15 protein-coding genes and 1 pseudogene are annotated in these 16,594 nt (G+C 70.6%); 10 read left to right on the top strand and 6 right to left on the bottom strand.

Translation table 11 applies throughout. The features are described 5' to 3' along the window. Positions 1-77: 77 nt before the first annotated feature. The 4 genes from ACFC0D_RS35760 to ACFC0D_RS35775 form a co-directional block, all read right to left on the bottom strand. Entirely contained in the window at positions 78-428 is a 351-nt protein-coding gene (locus ACFC0D_RS35760) for a hypothetical protein (RefSeq protein ID WP_376445484.1), read from the bottom strand. A 180-nt stretch (positions 429-608) separates the two neighbouring features. After that, on the bottom strand, positions 609-1,529 hold the full coding sequence (locus ACFC0D_RS35765) for a trypsin-like serine peptidase (protein WP_376445487.1): 921 nt from the start codon (positions 1,527-1,529) through the stop codon (positions 609-611). Positions 1,530-1,651: 122 nt separating this feature from the next. Continuing rightward, entirely contained in the window at positions 1,652-2,146 is a 495-nt protein-coding gene (locus ACFC0D_RS35770; RefSeq protein ID WP_376445490.1) for a GNAT family N-acetyltransferase, read from the bottom strand. Positions 2,147-2,172: 26 nt separating this feature from the next. After that, complete coding sequence (locus ACFC0D_RS35775) at positions 2,173-2,400, bottom strand: hypothetical protein (RefSeq protein ID WP_376445493.1); 228 nt, start codon at positions 2,398-2,400, stop codon at positions 2,173-2,175. A gap of 111 nt (positions 2,401-2,511) precedes the next feature. Here ACFC0D_RS35775 and ACFC0D_RS35780 point away from each other — a divergent pair. The 3 genes and pseudogenes from ACFC0D_RS35780 to ACFC0D_RS35790 all read left to right on the top strand — a co-directional run. Continuing rightward, positions 2,512-2,970, top strand: a pseudogene (locus ACFC0D_RS35780) (recombinase family protein); the annotation flags it as partial. A 374-nt stretch (positions 2,971-3,344) separates the two neighbouring features. After that, positions 3,345-4,148 (top strand): zinc ribbon domain-containing protein, encoded by an 804-nt coding sequence (locus ACFC0D_RS35785; RefSeq protein WP_376445522.1) that lies wholly within the window; start codon positions 3,345-3,347, stop codon positions 4,146-4,148. A 31-nt stretch (positions 4,149-4,179) separates the two neighbouring features. Then, entirely contained in the window at positions 4,180-4,977 is a 798-nt protein-coding gene (locus ACFC0D_RS35790; RefSeq protein ID WP_376445496.1) for an exodeoxyribonuclease III, read from the top strand. A 36-nt stretch (positions 4,978-5,013) separates the two neighbouring features. On the opposite strand, the gene ACFC0D_RS35795 is transcribed toward ACFC0D_RS35790, so the two are convergent. Beyond that, positions 5,014-5,634 (bottom strand): MerR family transcriptional regulator, encoded by a 621-nt coding sequence (locus tag ACFC0D_RS35795; RefSeq protein ID WP_376445517.1) that lies wholly within the window; start codon positions 5,632-5,634, stop codon positions 5,014-5,016. Positions 5,635-5,833: 199 nt separating this feature from the next. Here ACFC0D_RS35795 and ACFC0D_RS35800 point away from each other — a divergent pair, with 199 nt between their 5' ends. From ACFC0D_RS35800 to ACFC0D_RS35820, 5 genes are all read left to right on the top strand, one after another. Then, positions 5,834-7,360 (top strand): flavin-containing monooxygenase, encoded by a 1,527-nt coding sequence (locus tag ACFC0D_RS35800; RefSeq protein ID WP_376445498.1) that lies wholly within the window; start codon positions 5,834-5,836, stop codon positions 7,358-7,360. Between the two features lie 56 nt (positions 7,361-7,416). After that, positions 7,417-8,340: an alpha/beta fold hydrolase gene (locus ACFC0D_RS35805; RefSeq protein WP_376445519.1), complete on the top strand. Its 924-nt coding sequence runs from the start codon at positions 7,417-7,419 to the stop codon at positions 8,338-8,340. Next, positions 8,337-9,227, top strand: a complete 891-nt coding sequence (locus ACFC0D_RS35810; protein WP_376445501.1) for an SDR family oxidoreductase — start codon at positions 8,337-8,339, stop codon at positions 9,225-9,227. Before ACFC0D_RS35805 ends, ACFC0D_RS35810 begins: the two co-directional genes overlap by 4 nt. Positions 9,228-9,337: 110 nt before the next feature. After that, positions 9,338-9,526 (top strand): hypothetical protein, encoded by a 189-nt coding sequence (locus ACFC0D_RS35815; RefSeq protein ID WP_376445503.1) that lies wholly within the window; start codon positions 9,338-9,340, stop codon positions 9,524-9,526. 127 nt (positions 9,527-9,653) lie between these two features. Further along, a complete protein-coding gene (locus ACFC0D_RS35820) occupies positions 9,654-10,172 on the top strand; it encodes a GNAT family N-acetyltransferase (protein ID WP_376445506.1) in 519 nt (172 codons plus the stop codon). Here the strand turns inward: ACFC0D_RS35820 and ACFC0D_RS35825 are convergent. Then, on the bottom strand, positions 10,115-13,387 hold the full coding sequence (locus tag ACFC0D_RS35825; RefSeq protein ID WP_376445508.1) for a S41 family peptidase: 3,273 nt from the start codon (positions 13,385-13,387) through the stop codon (positions 10,115-10,117). The genes ACFC0D_RS35820 and ACFC0D_RS35825 overlap by 58 nt on opposite strands. 162 nt (positions 13,388-13,549) lie before the next feature. Between ACFC0D_RS35825 and ACFC0D_RS35830 the strand changes: the two genes are divergently transcribed. Both ACFC0D_RS35830 and ACFC0D_RS35835 read left to right on the top strand, forming a co-directional pair. After that, positions 13,550-14,122, top strand: coding sequence for a TetR/AcrR family transcriptional regulator (locus ACFC0D_RS35830; RefSeq protein WP_376445511.1), 573 nt, complete (start codon positions 13,550-13,552; stop codon positions 14,120-14,122). Positions 14,123-14,243: 121 nt separating this feature from the next. Further along, positions 14,244-16,403, top strand: coding sequence for an MMPL family transporter (locus ACFC0D_RS35835; RefSeq protein WP_376445514.1), 2,160 nt, complete (start codon positions 14,244-14,246; stop codon positions 16,401-16,403). Positions 16,404-16,594 lie beyond the last annotated feature (191 nt).

The raw sequence follows: 16,594 nt of genomic DNA on the forward strand, positions 1-16,594 counted from the left end.
TTGGTTTGTTTTTTTTTAATCCCCCCCCGCGGGGGGGGGGGGGGGGGCGGGGGGCCCGCCGCCCACCCTCGCCTCCGTCACGCGGTGCGGGCGATCCACCGCTGGAGCGCGATGTGGGTGAAGTCGTCGAGCGTGCACAGCGCCTCGATCGCGTCGAGGTCGCCGGGCAGCGGGGCGATGCCCGCCGTGGTGAGCGCGGCGTGCAGCTCGAGCCGGCGCCGGTCCGCCGGATCGAGCGCCACCGTGAGGCGCGTGCTCGCCGCGGGCGCCGGCAGCGGGTAGTCGCCGGTCTCCAGGAAGCCGTGGGCGATGTGCGTCCGCGTGTCCGTCTCCTCGGGAAGGTCGTCGAGGTACGCGGCGGGGAAGCGGTAGGGGTCGAGGTCCGCCGTTACGGTCGGGGCCGCGGTGAAAGACTGGAGTGCAGTCATGAGTTCCTCCTCGGTTGTCCTGCCACTGCAGACGAGGACTACGGCCGGGCGGCGATCAGTTGCGATTCCCGCACGGGACCACCCGTTTGCCGTCTATCCCATCTCGTCACACAAGCGAGAGTCCGCGGCCCCCGGCGGAGGAGTGCGCCGGGGGCCGCGGCAGGGGTGTCGGGAAACGCGTCAGGACGCCTGGGCCCGGTCGTACAGGGCCTTCGCGTCGTTGCCGAAGTACGGGCCGAACATGCGGTTGGGCAGGAACGTGTAGCCGAAGCTGTTCACCGAGACCTGGAGGCCCGTTCCCGTGGCCTCGCTGAAGCCGGAGAACCACGGGCCGCCGCTGGAGCCGCCCGTCATGTTGCAACCGAGGCTGTGGTCCTGCGAGAAGAGGAAGTCCTTCGAGGAGTTCCCCGCGCAGTGGATCAGCTTCGAGCCGTCGTACGGGGAGGCGGCCGGGAAGCCGAAGGCGTACATCGGCTTGTTGTAGCCGCCGTTGAACTGGATGCCCTGGGCGCCGGTCACCGACGTCAGCTTCTGGCCGTTCAGCGGTGCCACGACCGCCGCGCCGACGTCGTAGTTGATGTCCTCGCTCGCCTCCCACTGCGGGGTCGTGAGCGTCTTCGTCGCCGCCCACTGGCCGTACGGGGCGTTGCCGTTGTCGTAGGCCGGGACGAACACCCAGTTCGTGTGCCACGAGCCCTGGTACTTCACGCAGTGGCCGGCCGTGATGACCGTGCTCTGGTTCTGACTGGTGACCGCATTGCCGGAACAGGAGGCCGTACGGCCCTGGAAGGTGAAGAACACCCGGCCCGAGGTCTTCACGACCGCGCCGCCGCCCGTCCAGGGGCCGCCCGGCTGAGGGAAGGCCGTCGGGGCGACGGAGGTCGGCCCGATCGTCGTCGGGGCGGACGAGCGGGCGACCTGCTTGAGCGACGTGAGGGCTCCGGGGGCGACCTCGAGGTCCAGCGGGGTGGCCGAGCGCATCCGCTCGGCGGTCCAGAAGGCGGGCTTCTCCGCCGCTTGCGCCGAGGTCGCGCTCAGAGCTCCGGTCAGCAGCGCTCCGACCGACAACAGGACAGCAGCGACTGTGCGATGGCGTCTCACGCATGTCTCCTTCTGCCGAGGCAGGTGGGGGATGAGAACGGTGCGGATCGACGTGCGTGAGGAAGCGTGCCAGATACTGAGATGAATTGTCAGGGGCGCGTCAGTAAATCGGCTCGGAGGCGTCAGCCCTCGTCGCTCGCGACCAGGGACTTCGCGAAGCAGCGGCTGTTCTCGTACTCCCGGTAGTGGCCGAACTTCGCGCACGGCTCGTAGCCGCTGCTGGTGTACAGCGCGATCGCCTCCGGCTGCGCCGTGCCGGTCTCCAGGACCATGCGGATGCGGCCCGCCGCGCGCGCGTCCGCCTCGAGGGCCGCCAGGATGCGCCGGGCCAGCCCGAGACCGCGCGCCTCGGGGACCACGTACATCCGCTTGAGCTCGGCATCGCCGTCCGAGTAGCCCTCGTCGTTCTCGTCCTGGGTGCGCCAGCCGCCGGTCGCGACGGGGCGGTCCTCGGAGTCGTACGCGAGAAGGTAGAGACCGAGCGGCGGTACGAACATCCCGGCGTCCAGCGGTGTGGCATCGCCCTCGTCGCCGTAGCGGGCGACGTACTCCAGCTGGACGGCGTCGTTGAGCTTGACGGCGTCAGGGTGGTCGTAGGGGGTTGGGCGAATATTCATGCGGGACATCGTACAGGTATGCGCCTTCACTGCCCAGGCCCCTGCTTCAGATCGGTGCGCTGCCCCTGTCGGCTCTTCCGTGTGGCGAAGTAGGGGCGGGCCGCACGGTAGTCCACCGCCTTTGATCGGCCGATCTGTGTCACCGGCGGAAAATTCGGGTCGTCCTGAGCCAGCTTCGATACTCGCTGGTGGGTGATCCCCTCGACGATTCCGTCGGCGACCAGGCGGCGTGCGAGCTCGCGGAACGACAACATCTCCGGCCCCCTTTCGGGCTCTGTCACAGGTGCCATCCTTCCTGACTTCGTTGCCGTATGGCAACGAAGTTGCTAACTTGACGAGGTCCCGACCGGAGCGAGCGGCTCTGTTTGGCTGGGGCCAGACCCACCCACGGAGCGATCAATGAGCAGGTCCGTGCCCGAGCGTATCCAGTCGCCCAGGGAGGCGGCGCCCCCGGGGAGCCCTGGATTGCGTACGTCAGAGTCTCCACCTGGAAGGAGGAGAGGATCAGCCCTGAGCTGCAGCGCGCGGCCATCGAGGCATGGGCGGAGCGAACCGGGCGTCGCATCGTCGACTGGATCGAGGACCTCGACGTCTCGGGTCGACACTTCAAACGGAAGATCATGAAGTGCATCGAGCGGGTGGAAGCGGGCGAAGCGCGCGGCATCGTTGTCTGGAAGTACTCCCGCTTCGGTCGCTCCCGCGATGGCGTCGCCGTCAACCTCAAGCGTCTGACCGACGCAGGCGGTGGGCTGGAATCCGCCACCGAGGAAGTCGACGCCCGGACCGCGACCGGTCGCCTCCAACGCGGCATCCTGTTCGAATTTGCCGCCTATGAATCCGACGTCCGCAGTGAGCAGTGGCGCGAGACCCACGACCACCGCCGCTACAAGCTCCACCTCCCCGCCAGTGGCCGACCCCGCTTCGGCTACGTCTGGCACCCCCGTCGCCTCCCCGACGGCAAGGGTGGCTGGAGGCTCCAGGAGGAGAAGTACGTAGCCGACGAAGAGTCCGGTCCCGTCATGGCGGACCGGTACCGGCAGTTCATCGGAGGTGCGCCGTTCTACGCCCTTCTCGGCGACCTCAACGCCAACGGCTGGCGCACGACCCGTGGCGGCTTGTGGACCGCGCAGACTCTCATCCGCTACATGGACTCCGGGTTCTGTGCCGGGCTGCTGCGCGTGCACGATCCGAAGTGCCGATGCCCGCAGAACGTCGGGGCAACTGTCAGAACACCCTGTTCATCCCCGGCGCCCAGGAAGAGCTTGTCGATCTCGATCTGTGGCAGCAGTACCGGGACCGCCGCCGGCAGGCGAAGAAGACCACGCCCCGGTCCCCGAGCGCCCTGTACCCGCTCACCGGACTCGTGCGCTGCGCCGGGTGCCATGGCACGACGCCTGTACAGAGCTCGATCCGCATGATCGACGGCCGGCCCACGTCGATCAAGGGACACAGCTACATGTGCGGACGCCGCAGCGTCACGGGCAAGCACGGCTGCGAAGGCGTCTATGCCACCCGCGCCGAAGTGGAACAGCGCGTACACGCATGGCTCGCCGAACAATCGCAGGCCATCGGCGCCGCGCCGAGCGGTCCCCCTGTACGGGACCCCGCGGTCGACCAGCGAGCGGATGCGATGCGGGAGCGCGCACGGCTGGACGCGGAGGCGACGCGGCAGAAGAAGGCGTTGGCGAACCTGCGCGCGGACCGAGCCATGAACCCGGACGACTACGGCCCGGGGGAGTACGAGGACGCCGTCGCCCGGATCCGGCACCAGCAGGCGGCGACGGCGGCCGCCCTGGAGCGGCTCTCGGCCGTGGAGCCGGCGCCGCGGCAGTCCGACTACGGGCCGGTGATCGTGGGGCTGGTGGAGGGGTGGGCGCTCCTGAACGAGGCCGAGCGCAACGGGATGCTGAAGCAGTTGGTTCGGCGCGTCGCTCTGGTCCGGACGGAGAAGGGGTTCGGTATCGAGGTGCACCCGATGTGGGAGCCTGACCCTTGGGCGTGACGCCGGGTGCCCGCCGAATGAGGAGCATGTTTTGTACACAGTGACGTCCGTCAATGTCAATGGTCTCCGTGCCGCCGCCAAGAAGGGCTTCGTGGAGTGGCTCGCCGGCACCTCCGCCGACGCCGTCTGTCTGCAGGAGGTGCGCGCCGAGGAATCCCAGCTCCCGGACGAGGTCCGCGCGCCCGAGGGCTGGTTCACCGCGCACGCGCCCGCCGCCGCCAAGGGGCGCGCGGGGGTCTCCCTCTACACCCGGCGTGAGCCCGACTCGGTGCGTGTCGGGTTCGGGTCGAGCGAGTTCGACGGCAGTGGCCGGTACATCGAGGCCGACCTGCCCGGTGTCACGGTCGCCAGCCTCTACCTGCCCTCGGGCGAGGTCGGCACCGAGCGGCAGGACGAGAAGATCCGTTTCATGGACGAGTTCCTGCCGTATCTGAAGGAGCTCAAGCAGCGCGCCGCCGCCGACGGCCGTGAGGTCGTCGTCTGTGGTGACTGGAACATCGCGCACCGCGAGGCCGACCTCAAGAACTGGAAGACCAACCAGAAGAACTCGGGCTTCCTGCCCGAAGAGCGCGCCTGGCTGAGCCGCGTCTTCGACGAGGCGGAGTACGTCGACGTCGTCCGTGCCCTCCACCCGGACCAGGACGGGCCGTACTCGTGGTGGTCGTACCGCGGGCGCGCCTTCGACAATGACAGCGGCTGGCGCATCGACTATCAGGTGGCGACGCCGGGCCTGGCCGCCAAGGCCGTCAAGGCGTACGTCGAGCGGGCCGCCACGCACGGGGAGCGGTGGAGCGACCACGCGCCCGTGACGGCGGTCTACGAGCTGTAGGGGAGCCGAAGGGGGCGCCCGGCGCGTCCCCTTCGTTCACGACGGTTCCCGCAGGCGGCGGTCCATGGCCATCGAGAGCTCCGCCTCCACCACGCTCTTCGCCAGCGGACGCAGTCGCTGGAGGTCCTTCTCGTCCGCGTGCTCGCGCAGCAGGTCCGTGAAGAGCGCCGCCAGTGCCTCCGCGTGTTCGCGCACCGCCCGGCCCGCCTCCAGGACCGCGGAGAGCGGGACGCCCTCCTTCACCAGGGCCGCGGAGACGTCGAGCAGGCGGCGGCTGATGTGGACGATCGCGTCGCCGTCGGTGGCGAGGTATCCGAGGTCGAGGGCGGCCAGCAGGTTCTCCGGGGTGACCTCGCCGGCGAAGTAGTCGGCCAGTTCCTGCGGGGTGAGCCGGATCGGCTCCTCCTCGGTGGGTTCGCCGAGGCCGAGGACCTCGCTGACGTCCTTGCCGCTCTCGAAGGCGGTGTTGAGGTCGGCGATGCCGTTGAGGGTGTGGCCGCGTTCGAGCAGGGCCGCGATCGTCCGGAGCTTGGCCAGGTGGTGGTCGTCGTACCAGGCGATACGGCCCTCGCGCCGGGGCGGTGCGATCAGTCCGCGCTCGCGGTAGAAGCGCAGGGTGCGCACGGTGATGCCGGCCGCCGCCGCGAGCTCGTCCATCCGGTACTCGCGTATGCCGGCGGCCGGACCCGCCTGGTCCGTCACCTGATCCGATCGTTCTGCCACGCCCGCCAGCCTATGTTGTACCGCCGGTAACTTTCCCGCGCGCAACCCCTACCGCTCGGTATGGCGCTGCTCTACAGTCCCGACTGTGCCAGTGATTGCTGGCGGAATCTTGGCCGGGCGCGCGGGAGGCGGCATGGCGAAGCACGAGCACGTACGAGTGGCGGTGATCGGATCGGGGTTCGGTGGACTCGGGGCCGCCGTCCGGCTGCGCCGCGAGGGGATCACCGACTTCGTCGTCCTGGAGCGGGCCGACTCCGTGGGCGGCACCTGGCGCGACAACAGCTATCCGGGCTGCGCCTGCGACGTGCCGTCCCATCTCTACTCCTTCTCCTTCGCTCCCAACCCCGACTGGCCCCGGACCTTCTCCGGGCAGCGCCACATCCGCGCGTATCTGGAGCACGTCACGGACACCTTCCGGCTCCGCACGCATCTGCGGCTGAACCACGAGGTCTCGCTGATGCGCTGGGACGCCGAGGAGCTGCGCTGGCACATCGAGACCAACCAGGGCTCCCTCACCGCCGATGTGATCGTCTCCGCGACCGGGCCGCTCTCCGACCCGAAGATCCCCGACATCCCCGGCCTGTCCGACTTCCCCGGCAAGGTCTTCCACTCCGCGCGGTGGGACCACGACTACGACCTCACCGGCAAGCGCGTCGCGATGGTCGGCACCGGCGCCTCCGCCATCCAGATCGTGCCCGCGATCCAGCCGCAGGTCGGGAAGCTGACGCTCTTCCAGCGGACCCCGCCGTGGGTCATGCCCCGCATGGACCGCGCCATCACCGGTGCCGAGCGCTGGCTCCACCGCACGCTCCCCTTCACCGGGACCGCGCGCCGCGGGCTGCTCTGGGGCATCCGTGAGCTCCAGGTCAGCGCGTTCACCAAGCGCCCGGGCGAGCTGGGGCTCGTCGAGTCGCTCGCCAAGGCCAACATGGCCAAGGCGATCAAGGACCCGGCGCTGCGGGCCAAGCTGACCCCCTCGTACCGCATCGGCTGCAAGCGCATCCTGCTGTCCAACGCGTACTACCCGGCGCTCGCCCAGCCCAATGTGGACGTCGTCGCCTCCGGGCTGCGCGAGGTCCGGGGCTCGACCGTCGTCGCGGCCGACGGCAGCGAGACCGAGGTCGACGCGATCGTCTTCGGTACGGGATTCCACGTCACCGACATGCCGATCGCCGATCGGGTCGTCGGCGCGGACGGCCGCTCGCTCGCCGAGACGTGGAAGGACGGGGTGCAGTCGCTGCGCGGCGCGACCGTCGACGGCTTCCCCAACTGGATGACGATCATCGGGCCCAACACGGGCCTCGGGAACTCCTCCATGATCCTGATGATCGAGTCCCAGCTGAACTACATGGCCGACTATCTGCGCCAGTTGAACGTGCTCGGAGGGCGCGCCGCCCTCGCCGCCCGGCCGTCCGCGGTCGGCGCCTGGAACCGCAAGGTGCAGGACCGGATGGAGCGGACCGTGTGGAAGTCGGGCGGCTGTGACAGTTGGTACCTGGACGCCGACGGCCGCAACACCACGCTGTGGCCGGGCACGACGAGCGAGTTCCGGCGCGAGACGCGACAGATCGACCTCGCGGAGTACGAGGTGCTGCGGCCGGCCGTCGCCGAGGCCGCGCCCGCGAAGCGCCCTGCCCGCAAGAAGGAGACCGTGAAGTGAGCCGTCCGACCCGATCCGGTACGTCCCGTACCGCCCCGCTCCCGCACCCGCACGAGGTGATCGCCGTCTCCGCGGACGGCGCCCGCATCCATGTCGAGGTGTACGGCCCCGAGGGTGCCCCTGCCGTGGTCCTCGCCCACGGCTGGACCTGCTCCATCGCCTTCTGGTCCGAGCAGATCCGCGACCTCGCCGGTGACCACCGGGTCATCGCCTACGACCAGCGCGGTCATGGCCGCAGCCCCGCCCCGGCCGGCGACTCCGGCCACTCCACGCGGGCGCTCGCCGACGACCTCGAGGCGGTCCTCGCCGCCACGCTCGCCCCCGGCGAGAAGGCCGTCCTGGCCGGACACTCCATGGGCGGCATGACGATCATGGCGGCCGCCGCGCGTCCCGCGTTCAGGGAGCACGCCGCCGCCGTGCTGCTCTGCTCCACGGGCCCGTCCCGGCTCGCGGCCGAGTCCCTCGTCGTACCCATGCGGCCGGGCGGGCTGCGGACCCGGCTGACCAGGGCGATCCTGGGAGCGAGGGCACCGCTCGGACCGGTCACGCCCGTGTCGAAGAAGATCCTCCGGTACGCCACGATGGGCCCGGGTTCGGCGCCGGAGCGGGTCGACGCCTGCGCCCGGATCGTGCACGCCTGCCCACGCCTCTCCCGGGTGGCCTGGTCGCATGTGCTCGCGGAGCTCGATCTCGACGCCGGCGTACGGGAGTTGGAGCTGCCGGTGGCCGTGCTCGTCGGCACGGCGGACCGGCTCACGCCGCCCGTGCACTCCCGCTCCATGGTCGCCGCGCTGCCGCAGTGCGTGGGGCTCGACGAGCTGGCGGGGATGGGCCACATGACGCCGGTCGAGGCCCCGGAGGCCGTCACCGCGCGCATCAGGGACCTGGTGACCACGTACCTGGCGACCACGCCTGTCGAGCAGAAGCAGCTGCCGAAGCAGGGACCGAAGCAGGGGCAGAAGCAGAAGGAGGACGCATGAGCAGGGTCAGCCTGGAAGGACAGGTCGCGGTCGTCACCGGAGCGGCCCGCGGTGTCGGTGAACTCCTCGCCCGCAAGCTCTCCGCGCGGGGCGCGCGGATCGCGCTGGTCGGTCTGGAGCCGGAGGAGCTGAAGCAGGTCGCGGGCCGGCTGCACACGGAGGCCGACTGGTGGCACGCGGACGTCACCGACCACGAGGCGATGGCCCGGGTGGCGGCCGAGGTCAAGGAGCGCTTCGGCAAGGTCGACATCGTGGTCGCCAACGCGGGTGTCGCGTCGGGCGGTCCGTTCGTGGACTCCGACCCGGTCGCCTGGCGGCGGGTCATCGAGGTCAACCTGATCGGCGGGGCGGTGACCGGCCGGGCGTTCCTGCCCGTGCTGATGGAGTCCCGCGGCTACTTCCTGCAGATCGCCTCGCTCGCGGCCATCACGCCGGCGCCGATGATGACGGCGTACTGCGCGTCGAAGTCGGGCGTCGAGGCGTTCGCGCACAGCCTGCGTGCCGAGGTCGGCTACAAGGGGGTGAAGGTCGGCGTCGGCTATCTGTCGTGGACCGACACGGACATGGTCCGGGGCGCCGACCAGGACGACGTGATGAAGGAGCTGCGGCAGCGGCTGCCCTGGCCTTCCAACCGTACGTATCCGCTGGGCCCGGCCGTGGACCGGATCGTGGCGGGCATCGAGCGGCGCTCGGCGCATGTGTACGCCCAATGGTGGCTGCGCGGGATGCAGTCGGTCCGCGGTTATCTGCCGGGGGTCATCGCCACGGTCGGGCAGCGTGAGATGAAGCGCTTCGAACCGCGTCTCGCCAGTGTCTCCAAGGGCCTCGTGGGGGCCGGCGGGGCGGCTGACGAACAGGCGCGCACGGGCGGCACCTCGCCGCGGTGACAGGGAGTATCTGATCGAAATGCGCGGAATGTTCCGCCATGCCACGCTGGTCGAGGCCCAACGGGGCGAGTCGCCCCGTTCCCCTCACACCCGTCTAGGAGTGAACCTTCATGGGCAAGCAAGACCAGTTCAAGGACAAGGCGAGGCAGGCCGCGGAGCAGGCGAAGCAGAAGATGGGCAACGCGCGCGAAGAGGCGTCCGAGCGGGCCTCCCAGGCCAAGGGCCGCCCCTCCGATGAGGAGCAGCGGCGGGCCCAGCAGCAGGACCAGGACCGCCTGGACATGGACTACGACGCCTGACGCCGGTCCGCCGAATGTCCTCCGAGAAGGTGCACCCGGGACGCCGGGTGCACCTTCCGGCGTTCCCCCTCCCGCCCCTGACGAATTCCGGTGCGACCCGTCCACCGGGCCACGTACCGTGCGGCCCATGACCGAACTGCAGCCGCTCCGCGCCGAACACGCCCCCGCGCTCCTCGCGTTCGAGCGGGAGAACCGGGCGTACTTCGCCGCCCATGTGCCCGACCGGGGGGACGCGTACTTCGAGGAGTTCACGGCGCGGCACCGGGCGCTGCTCGACGAGCAGGAGACCGGGGCGATCCGGTTCCATGTGCTGGTCGGGGAGGGCGGGGAGATTCTGGGGCGGTTCAATCTCGTCGACGTGACGGAGGGGTCGGCCGACCTCGGCTTCCGGGTCGCCGAGAAGGCCGCGGGGCGTGGCGTGGCCACGGCTGCGGTGCGGGAGCTGTGCCGGCTGGCCGTCACCGCGTACGGCCTGGACCGGCTCACGGCGGCGGCGGCCCTCGGCAACGCCGGTTCGAGGGCCGTGCTCGTACGGACGGGCTTCGTGCCCGTCGGGGACGTCGTCCTCGACGGGGAGCCGGGGACCTCCTACGCGCTGGACCTCGGCGGGAGCTTCGGGCGGGAGTTGTCGGGGACGTCCGCGTAGCCGGGCGGGTTCGCCGCCGGGGTCTCGGCGAGCAGCGAGAGGGCCACCTCGACCGCGTCGTCGAGCTGCGCGTGGCGGCCCTCGGCCCAGTCCAGCGGGGTGCGCAGGATCGCCAGGTCCGGTTCCACGCCGTGGTTCTCGACGGACCAGCCGTACTCGGGGAACCACGCCGCGTTCATCGGGACGGTGATCTGCGTGCCGTCGCCGAGCCGGTGCCTGCCCGTCATGCCCACCACGCCGCCCCAGGTGCGCTGTCCGACGACCGGGCCGAGTCCGAGGAGCTTGAAGGCGGCCGTGATCATGTCGCCGTCCGAGGAGGTGGCCTCGTCGGCGAGGGCGACGACCGGCCCGCGCGGGGCGTTCGAGGCGTACGAGACGGGCTGCGCGTTTCTCGTCAGGTCCCAGCCGAGGATCTTGCGGGTGAGCTTCTCCACGACCAGCTCGCTGATGTGGCCGCCCGCGTTGCCGCGCACGTCCACGATGAGGGCGGGCCGTGAGACCTCCATCCGCAGGTCGCGGTTGAACTGGGCCCAGCCCGAGCCGCCCATGTCCGGGATGTGCAGGTAGCCGCACTTGCCACCGCTGACCTCCCGTACCACCGCGCGCCGTTTGGCCACCCAGTCCTGGTAGCGCAGCGGCCGCTCGTCGATCAGCGGCACGATCGCCACTCGGCGCGAGCGGCCCTCGCCCTCCGCCGGCTGGAAGGTCAGCTCGACCGTCGTACCACCCGAGGAGGACAGCAGCGGGTACGGGCCGGTGACCGGGTCCACCGGGCGGCCGTCCACGTGCGTGAGGATCGCGCCCTCGCGGATGCCGGTCCCCGCGAGCGGCGAACGGGCCTTGGAGTCGGAGGAGTCGCCGGGCAGGATTCGCTTGACCATCCAACCGCCGTCCCGGTGCACGAGGTTGGCGCCCAGCAGACCCATCGGCCGCTGGTAGTGCGGCGGGCCCTCGTTGCGGCGGGCGGGCGAGACGTAGGCGTGCGAGGTGCCCAGTTCGCCCATGACCTCCCGCAGCAGGTCGGCGAACTCGTCGGGGGACGCGATCCGTTCGACCAGGGGGCGGTACTGGTCGAGGACGGCCGTCCAGTCCACTCCGCACATGTTCGGGTCCCAGAAGTAGGCGCGGACGATCCGGCCGGCCTCGTCGTAGGCACCGCGCCACTCCGCCTCGGGGTCGACCTCGTGCAGGATCCGCCGCAGGTCCATGTAGACCGTCGAGTCGCCGTCCCCGGGCTCGGTCGCCGGCACCGCCCGCAGATCGCCCTCGTCGACCACGACGAGCCGGGAGCCGTCACCGCTGACCGCGAACCAGTCGAGGTGGCCGACGAGTTCGGTCTTGCGGGCCTTGATGATGTTGAAGTGTTCCAGGGTGGGGCGGCCCGTGGTGTCGGAGGGGTTGGCGAAGGTCTCGCCGAGCGCGCCCGAGATCGGCCAGCGCAACCAGACGAGCCCGCCGCCGCTGACCGGGTACAGCGCCGAGTACTTGGAGGCGGAGACCGGGAAGGGGGTGACCCGGTCCGGGAGCCCCTCCACCTCCACGATCGTGGTGCCCTCGCCGCCCTCGGTCTCGGTCTCGGTGGGGTCCAGACCGCCCGCCGCCGGGCGTCCGTCCGGCAGCAGCGCGAACGGCGACGGCGTCGCCGAGGACAGCGGTACGAGATAGGGGCGGCAGCCCAGCGGGAACGACAGGTCGCCGGTGTGCACGTCGTACACCGGGTCGAAGCCCCGCCAGGAGAGGAAGGCGAGATAGCGGCCGTCGCTGGTGAAGACGGGATTCTCGTCCTCGAAGCGGCCGTTGGTGACATCGACGATGGTCCGGGCACCCGGACCGGAGATCCGGGCCATCTTGATCTGGCGCAGCGAGCGCCCGATGCCGGGGTGCGCCCAGGTCAGCCAGGCTCCGTCGGGGGAGAAGGCGAGATCGCGGACGGGCCCGTTGATGGAGCGGATCAGCTCCGTGGCTTCCCCGTTGGAGTCCTCGGTCGCGTCGATGAGCAGCAGCCTGCCGTCGTTGGACGCGATCGCGAGCCGTTCGCCCTCCGGGTCGGAGACCATCTCCTCCACCCGGCCGAGTTCGCCCGAGGCGAGCCGTCGCGGCTCGCGATCGCCGCTGGCGCGCGGCAGATAGGCGACCTCGATCGCGTCCTCGCCCTCCGCGTCCGTGACGTACGCGATCTGGCCGCCGCTGCCCAGCATCTCGGGCAGCCGGACCCGTACGCCCGGGGTGTCCGTGATCGTGCGGGCGGGCCCGTCGCGGTGGGTGAGCCAGTACAGGCTGCCGCGCACGGAGACGGCACTGGCCCGCCCGGTCTCGTCGACGGAGATCGCGTCCACGTGGTTGGCGGCCGGGACCTGGTAGGCGCGTCGGCCGGCGCGCGGGCCGCCGAGCCGCACGTCGAGCTTGCGCGGCCCGGCGTCGGGGGCGGTCAGGTCGTCGACGATCCACAGGTCGCCGGCGCACTGGTAGACCACGCGCCGTCCGTCGCTCGACGCGTGCCGGGCGTAGAAGGCGTCGTGGTCGGTGTGGCGGCGCAGATCGGTGCTGTCGGGCAGGCAGGAGTAGAGGTTGCCGATGCCCTCGTGGTCGGAGAGGAAGGCGATCCGTCCGGAGACGAACATCGGGGAGTCGAGCTGCCCTTCGAGGTCCGGCATCAGCTGCTTCCCGTGCAGCCAGAGCCGCCCGGTGGCGCCGCCCCGGTACCGCTTCCAGGCCGCCGCCTCGTGCGGCGGTTTGCCGGTGAGGAGGAGTGTGCGGCGTTCTCCGTCGAGGTCGGCCACGGCGATGTCGGAGACCGGGCCCCAGGGCATCCGGCCGCCGGGGGAGCCGTCGGTGGCGACGGTGTAGGCCCAGGAGAAGTACGAGAAGGGCTGGCCGTGCGAGGAGACGGCGAGGATGTCGCCGTCCGGGGACCACGAGCAGACCCGGGTGTCCGTCGAGCCCCAGTAGGTCAGCCGCCGGGCGGGCCCGCCCTCGACCGGCGCGAGATGGATCTCGGGGTCGAGGCTGCGCCAGCTCGTGTAGGCGAGGTGGCGCCCGTCGGGCGAGAAGCGCGGGTGGCCGACCCGGGTCCGGTCGACGGTGACCCGCCAGGCCCGGCCGGGCCGGTGTCCCTCGGCGACGAGGGGCGCGACCCAGAGGTCGTCCTCGGCGGCGAAGCACAGCAGGTCGTCGTGGAGGTGCGGGAAGCGGAGATACGCGACGTCGTCACTCACCCCCCAATGCTTTCCACCCTGATGGGGTGCGGCAACTCGTACGGGCTTTCGCGCAGCGGCGTCCGCCTGTGGCCCACGACACGTACGAAACGGTTTCGTTTCGCTGGGTGGTGGGGTACTTTCGAGGTGTACGAAACCGTTTCGTTCGGATGGAGACCGGTCATGGCTCGCAGCAGGCTCACACCAGAGCGTGAGTCCGAGCTGTACGGAGCCGTGCTCGACCTCCTGCGCGAGGTCGGCTACGACGCCCTCACCATGGACGCCGTCGCCGCCCGCACCCACTCCAGCAAGGCCACCCTCTACCGCCAGTGGGGGAGCAAGCCCGAGCTGGTCGCCACGGCACTGCGCGACAACAAGCCCATCAAGCTGGCCGAGATCGACACGGGCACCTTGCGCGGCGACTTCCAGGCGATCATGGAGCTGACCGACGACTGCCAGATGGAGAAGGACACCGCGCTGATGCGCGGTCTCGCTCAGGCGGTCCACGCCAACCCCGACCTGCACCAGGCGCTGCGCGAGCTGCTCATCGAACCCGAGATGAGCAACCTGCGCGTCACCCTGGAACGAGCGGTGGAACGGGGCGAGATCAGCGCCGACAACCCGGCACTGAAGTTTGTCCCGCACATGATCATCGGGGCGTTCGTCGCCCGTCCGCTGATCGAGGACCAGCCGATCGACCGCGCCTTCATCACCGACTACGTCAACGCCGTCGTGCTCCCCTCACTCGGCGCCTGACCCGAACCGGCTCCCCGGCCGGTACCACCGATACACCCGCACCCCCTGACGCTGCGCACCGCTCACGCCGTCGGGCCGGCTCCCCATGCCCTGTCCCACCACGAAATGGGAGTACGCCCCCGTGGCCACGTTCCTCTACAAGTTGGGTCGCTCCGCCTTCCGGCGCCGACGGCTCGTCGCCCTCCTCTGGGTGGCGCTCCTCGCGCTCGCCGGGGTCGGCGCCGCCACCGCGCCCGCCGCGACCTCCAGCTCCTTCTCGATACCCGGCACCGAGGCCCAGAAGGCCTTCGACCTCCTCGAGCAGCGCTTCCCCGGCGGCAACGCCGACGGGGCCACCGCCCGCGTCGTCTTCAAGGCCCCCGAGGGCCAGAAGATGACCGACCCGGCCAACAAGGCCAAGGTTCAGGACGTCGTCGGCGAGCTGAAGGCCGGCTCCGACGAGGTCGCCCAGGTCACCGACCCGTACACCGCCCAGGCGGTCTCGAGGGACGGCTCGACCGCCTACGTCTCCGTCAGCTACAAGGTCTCCGGCATGGAGCTGACCGACGCGACGCGCGAGGCGCTGCAGAAGACCGGGCACGACGCGCAGGGGAAGGGGCTGACCGTCGAGATCGGCGGTGACGCCCTGCAGACCATGCCCGAGACCGGCGCGGGCGAGATCGTCGGTGTGGTCATCGCCGGCATCGTGCTCGTCATCACCTTCGGTTCGCTGGTCGCCGCCGGACTCCCGCTGCTGACCGCGATCATCGGCGTCGGCATCGGCGTCTCCTCGATCACGGCGCTCGCGAACGTCCTGGACCTCGGCTCCACGACCTCCACCCTCGCGATGATGATCGGCCTCGCGGTCGGCATCGACTACGCCCTCTTCATCGTCTCCCGCTACCGCGCGGAGCTCGCCGACGGCAGGGAGCGCGAGGACGCCGCGGGCCGCGCGGTCGGCACGGCCGGTTCGGCCGTCGTCTTCGCCGGTCTGACCGTGGTCATCGCCCTGGTCGGCCTGGCCGTCGTCAACATCCCGATGCTGACGAAGATGGGCTTCGCCGCCGCCGGCACGGTCGTGATCGCCGTCCTGATCGCGCTCACCCTGATCCCGGCCATGCTCGGCTTCGCCGGCGCCAAGGTCGTGGGCCGCAAGGAGCGCAAGGGGCTCAAGAAGCCCGACGACAAGCCCAACATGGGCACCCGCTGGGCCCGGTTCGTCATCCGCCGCCCCGTCATGGTCCTCCTCGTGGGCGTCCTCGGCCTCGGCGCGATCGCGCTGCCGGCCGCCTCCCTGGAGATGGGCCTGCCGGACGACGGCGTCAAGCCCACCTCCGCCACCGAGCGCCGCGCCTACGACCTGCTGTCGGACGGGTTCGGCCCCGGGTTCAACGGGCCGCTGATGGTCGTCGTCGACGGTGACAAGGCCGTGGCCGACTCCACCGTGAAGAAGATCGAGGGCCTGGACGGGGTCGTGGCGGTCACCCCGCCGACTCCCAACAAGGCCGGTGACACCGCGATGATCACGGTGATCCCGAAGGACCGTCCCTCCTCGGTGGAGACCGAGAACCTGGTGCACGACATCCGGGACACGACCGGCGACAACGTCCTGGTCACCGGCGCCACCGCGATGAACATCGACTTCTCGCAGAAGATGAACGACGCGCTCGTGCCCTATCTGGCACTCGTCGTCGGACTCGCCTTCCTGCTCCTCATGGTGGTCTTCCGCTCGATCCTGGTCCCGCTGAAGGCGGCCCTCGGCTTCCTGCTCTCGGTGGTCGCCGCCCTCGGCGCGGTCGTCGCTGTCTTCCAGTGGGGCTGGCTCGGGTCTCTGTTCGGGGTCGAGCAGACCGGCCCGATCATGTCGATGATGCCGATCTTCATGGTGGGTGTCGTCTTCGGTCTCGCGATGGACTACGAGGTCTTCCTCGTCACCCGGATGCGCGAGGCGTACGTCCACGGGGAGCGCCCCGGCGAGGCGATCGTGACCGGCTTCCGGCACAGCGCCCGGGTGGTCACCGCCGCGGCGGTGATCATGATCGCGGTCTTCTCCGGCTTCATCGGCATGACCGACCAGATGATCAAGATGATCGGCTTCGGTCTCGCCGTCGCCGTCCTCTTCGACGCCTTCGTGGTCCGGATGGCGATCGTCCCGGCGGTGCTGGCCCTGCTCGGCCACAAGGCGTGGTGGCTGCCCAAGTGGCTGGACAAGGCGCTGCCGAACGTGGACGTGGAGGGCGAGGGTCTGGTCACCGAGGACGCCGGGCCTCAGGAGCCCGAGCGTGAGCTCGTGAAGGTCTGAGCCTCATGAACCCCGGGGCGGCTCCTTGAGCGGAGAGAGCACGTCCTGGATCGCGCCGGAACCCGTGGGGACGGGGAACCGACGCGGCACCGCGCCGTCATCGTGTCGAGACCGACACGGTGACGGGGGGGGGGCCGTGCCCCCGGCCCACCCCCCGGGCCCCGGGGGGGGGACGCCGGTGTCATATAAAC

Source organism: Streptomyces sp. NPDC056222, from assembly GCF_042264065.1.
In the GTDB taxonomy this organism is placed as follows: Bacteria; Actinomycetota; Actinomycetes; order Streptomycetales; family Streptomycetaceae; genus Streptomyces.

Bases quoted from the DNA above. Each gene is read 5' to 3' on its own strand.
- ACFC0D_RS35760 (WP_376445484.1), bottom strand. From the start codon at position 428: ATGACTGCACTCCAGTCTTTCACCGCGGCCCCGACCGTAACGGCGGAC.
- ACFC0D_RS35770 (WP_376445490.1), bottom strand. From the start codon at position 2,146: ATGAATATTCGCCCAACCCCCTACGACCACCCTGACGCCGTCAAGCTC.
- ACFC0D_RS35775 (WP_376445493.1), bottom strand. From the start codon at position 2,400: ATGTTGTCGTTCCGCGAGCTCGCACGCCGCCTGGTCGCCGACGGAATC.
- ACFC0D_RS35785 (WP_376445522.1), top strand. From the start codon at position 3,345: ATGCCCGCAGAACGTCGGGGCAACTGTCAGAACACCCTGTTCATCCCC.
- ACFC0D_RS35795 (WP_376445517.1), bottom strand. From the start codon at position 5,634: ATGGACGAGCTCGCGGCGGCGGCCGGCATCACCGTGCGCACCCTGCGC.
- ACFC0D_RS35800 (WP_376445498.1), top strand. From the start codon at position 5,834: ATGGCGAAGCACGAGCACGTACGAGTGGCGGTGATCGGATCGGGGTTC.
- ACFC0D_RS35810 (WP_376445501.1), top strand. From the start codon at position 8,337: ATGAGCAGGGTCAGCCTGGAAGGACAGGTCGCGGTCGTCACCGGAGCG.
- ACFC0D_RS35815 (WP_376445503.1), top strand. From the start codon at position 9,338: ATGGGCAAGCAAGACCAGTTCAAGGACAAGGCGAGGCAGGCCGCGGAG.
- ACFC0D_RS35820 (WP_376445506.1), top strand. From the start codon at position 9,654: ATGACCGAACTGCAGCCGCTCCGCGCCGAACACGCCCCCGCGCTCCTC.
- ACFC0D_RS35830 (WP_376445511.1), top strand. From the start codon at position 13,550: ATGGCTCGCAGCAGGCTCACACCAGAGCGTGAGTCCGAGCTGTACGGA.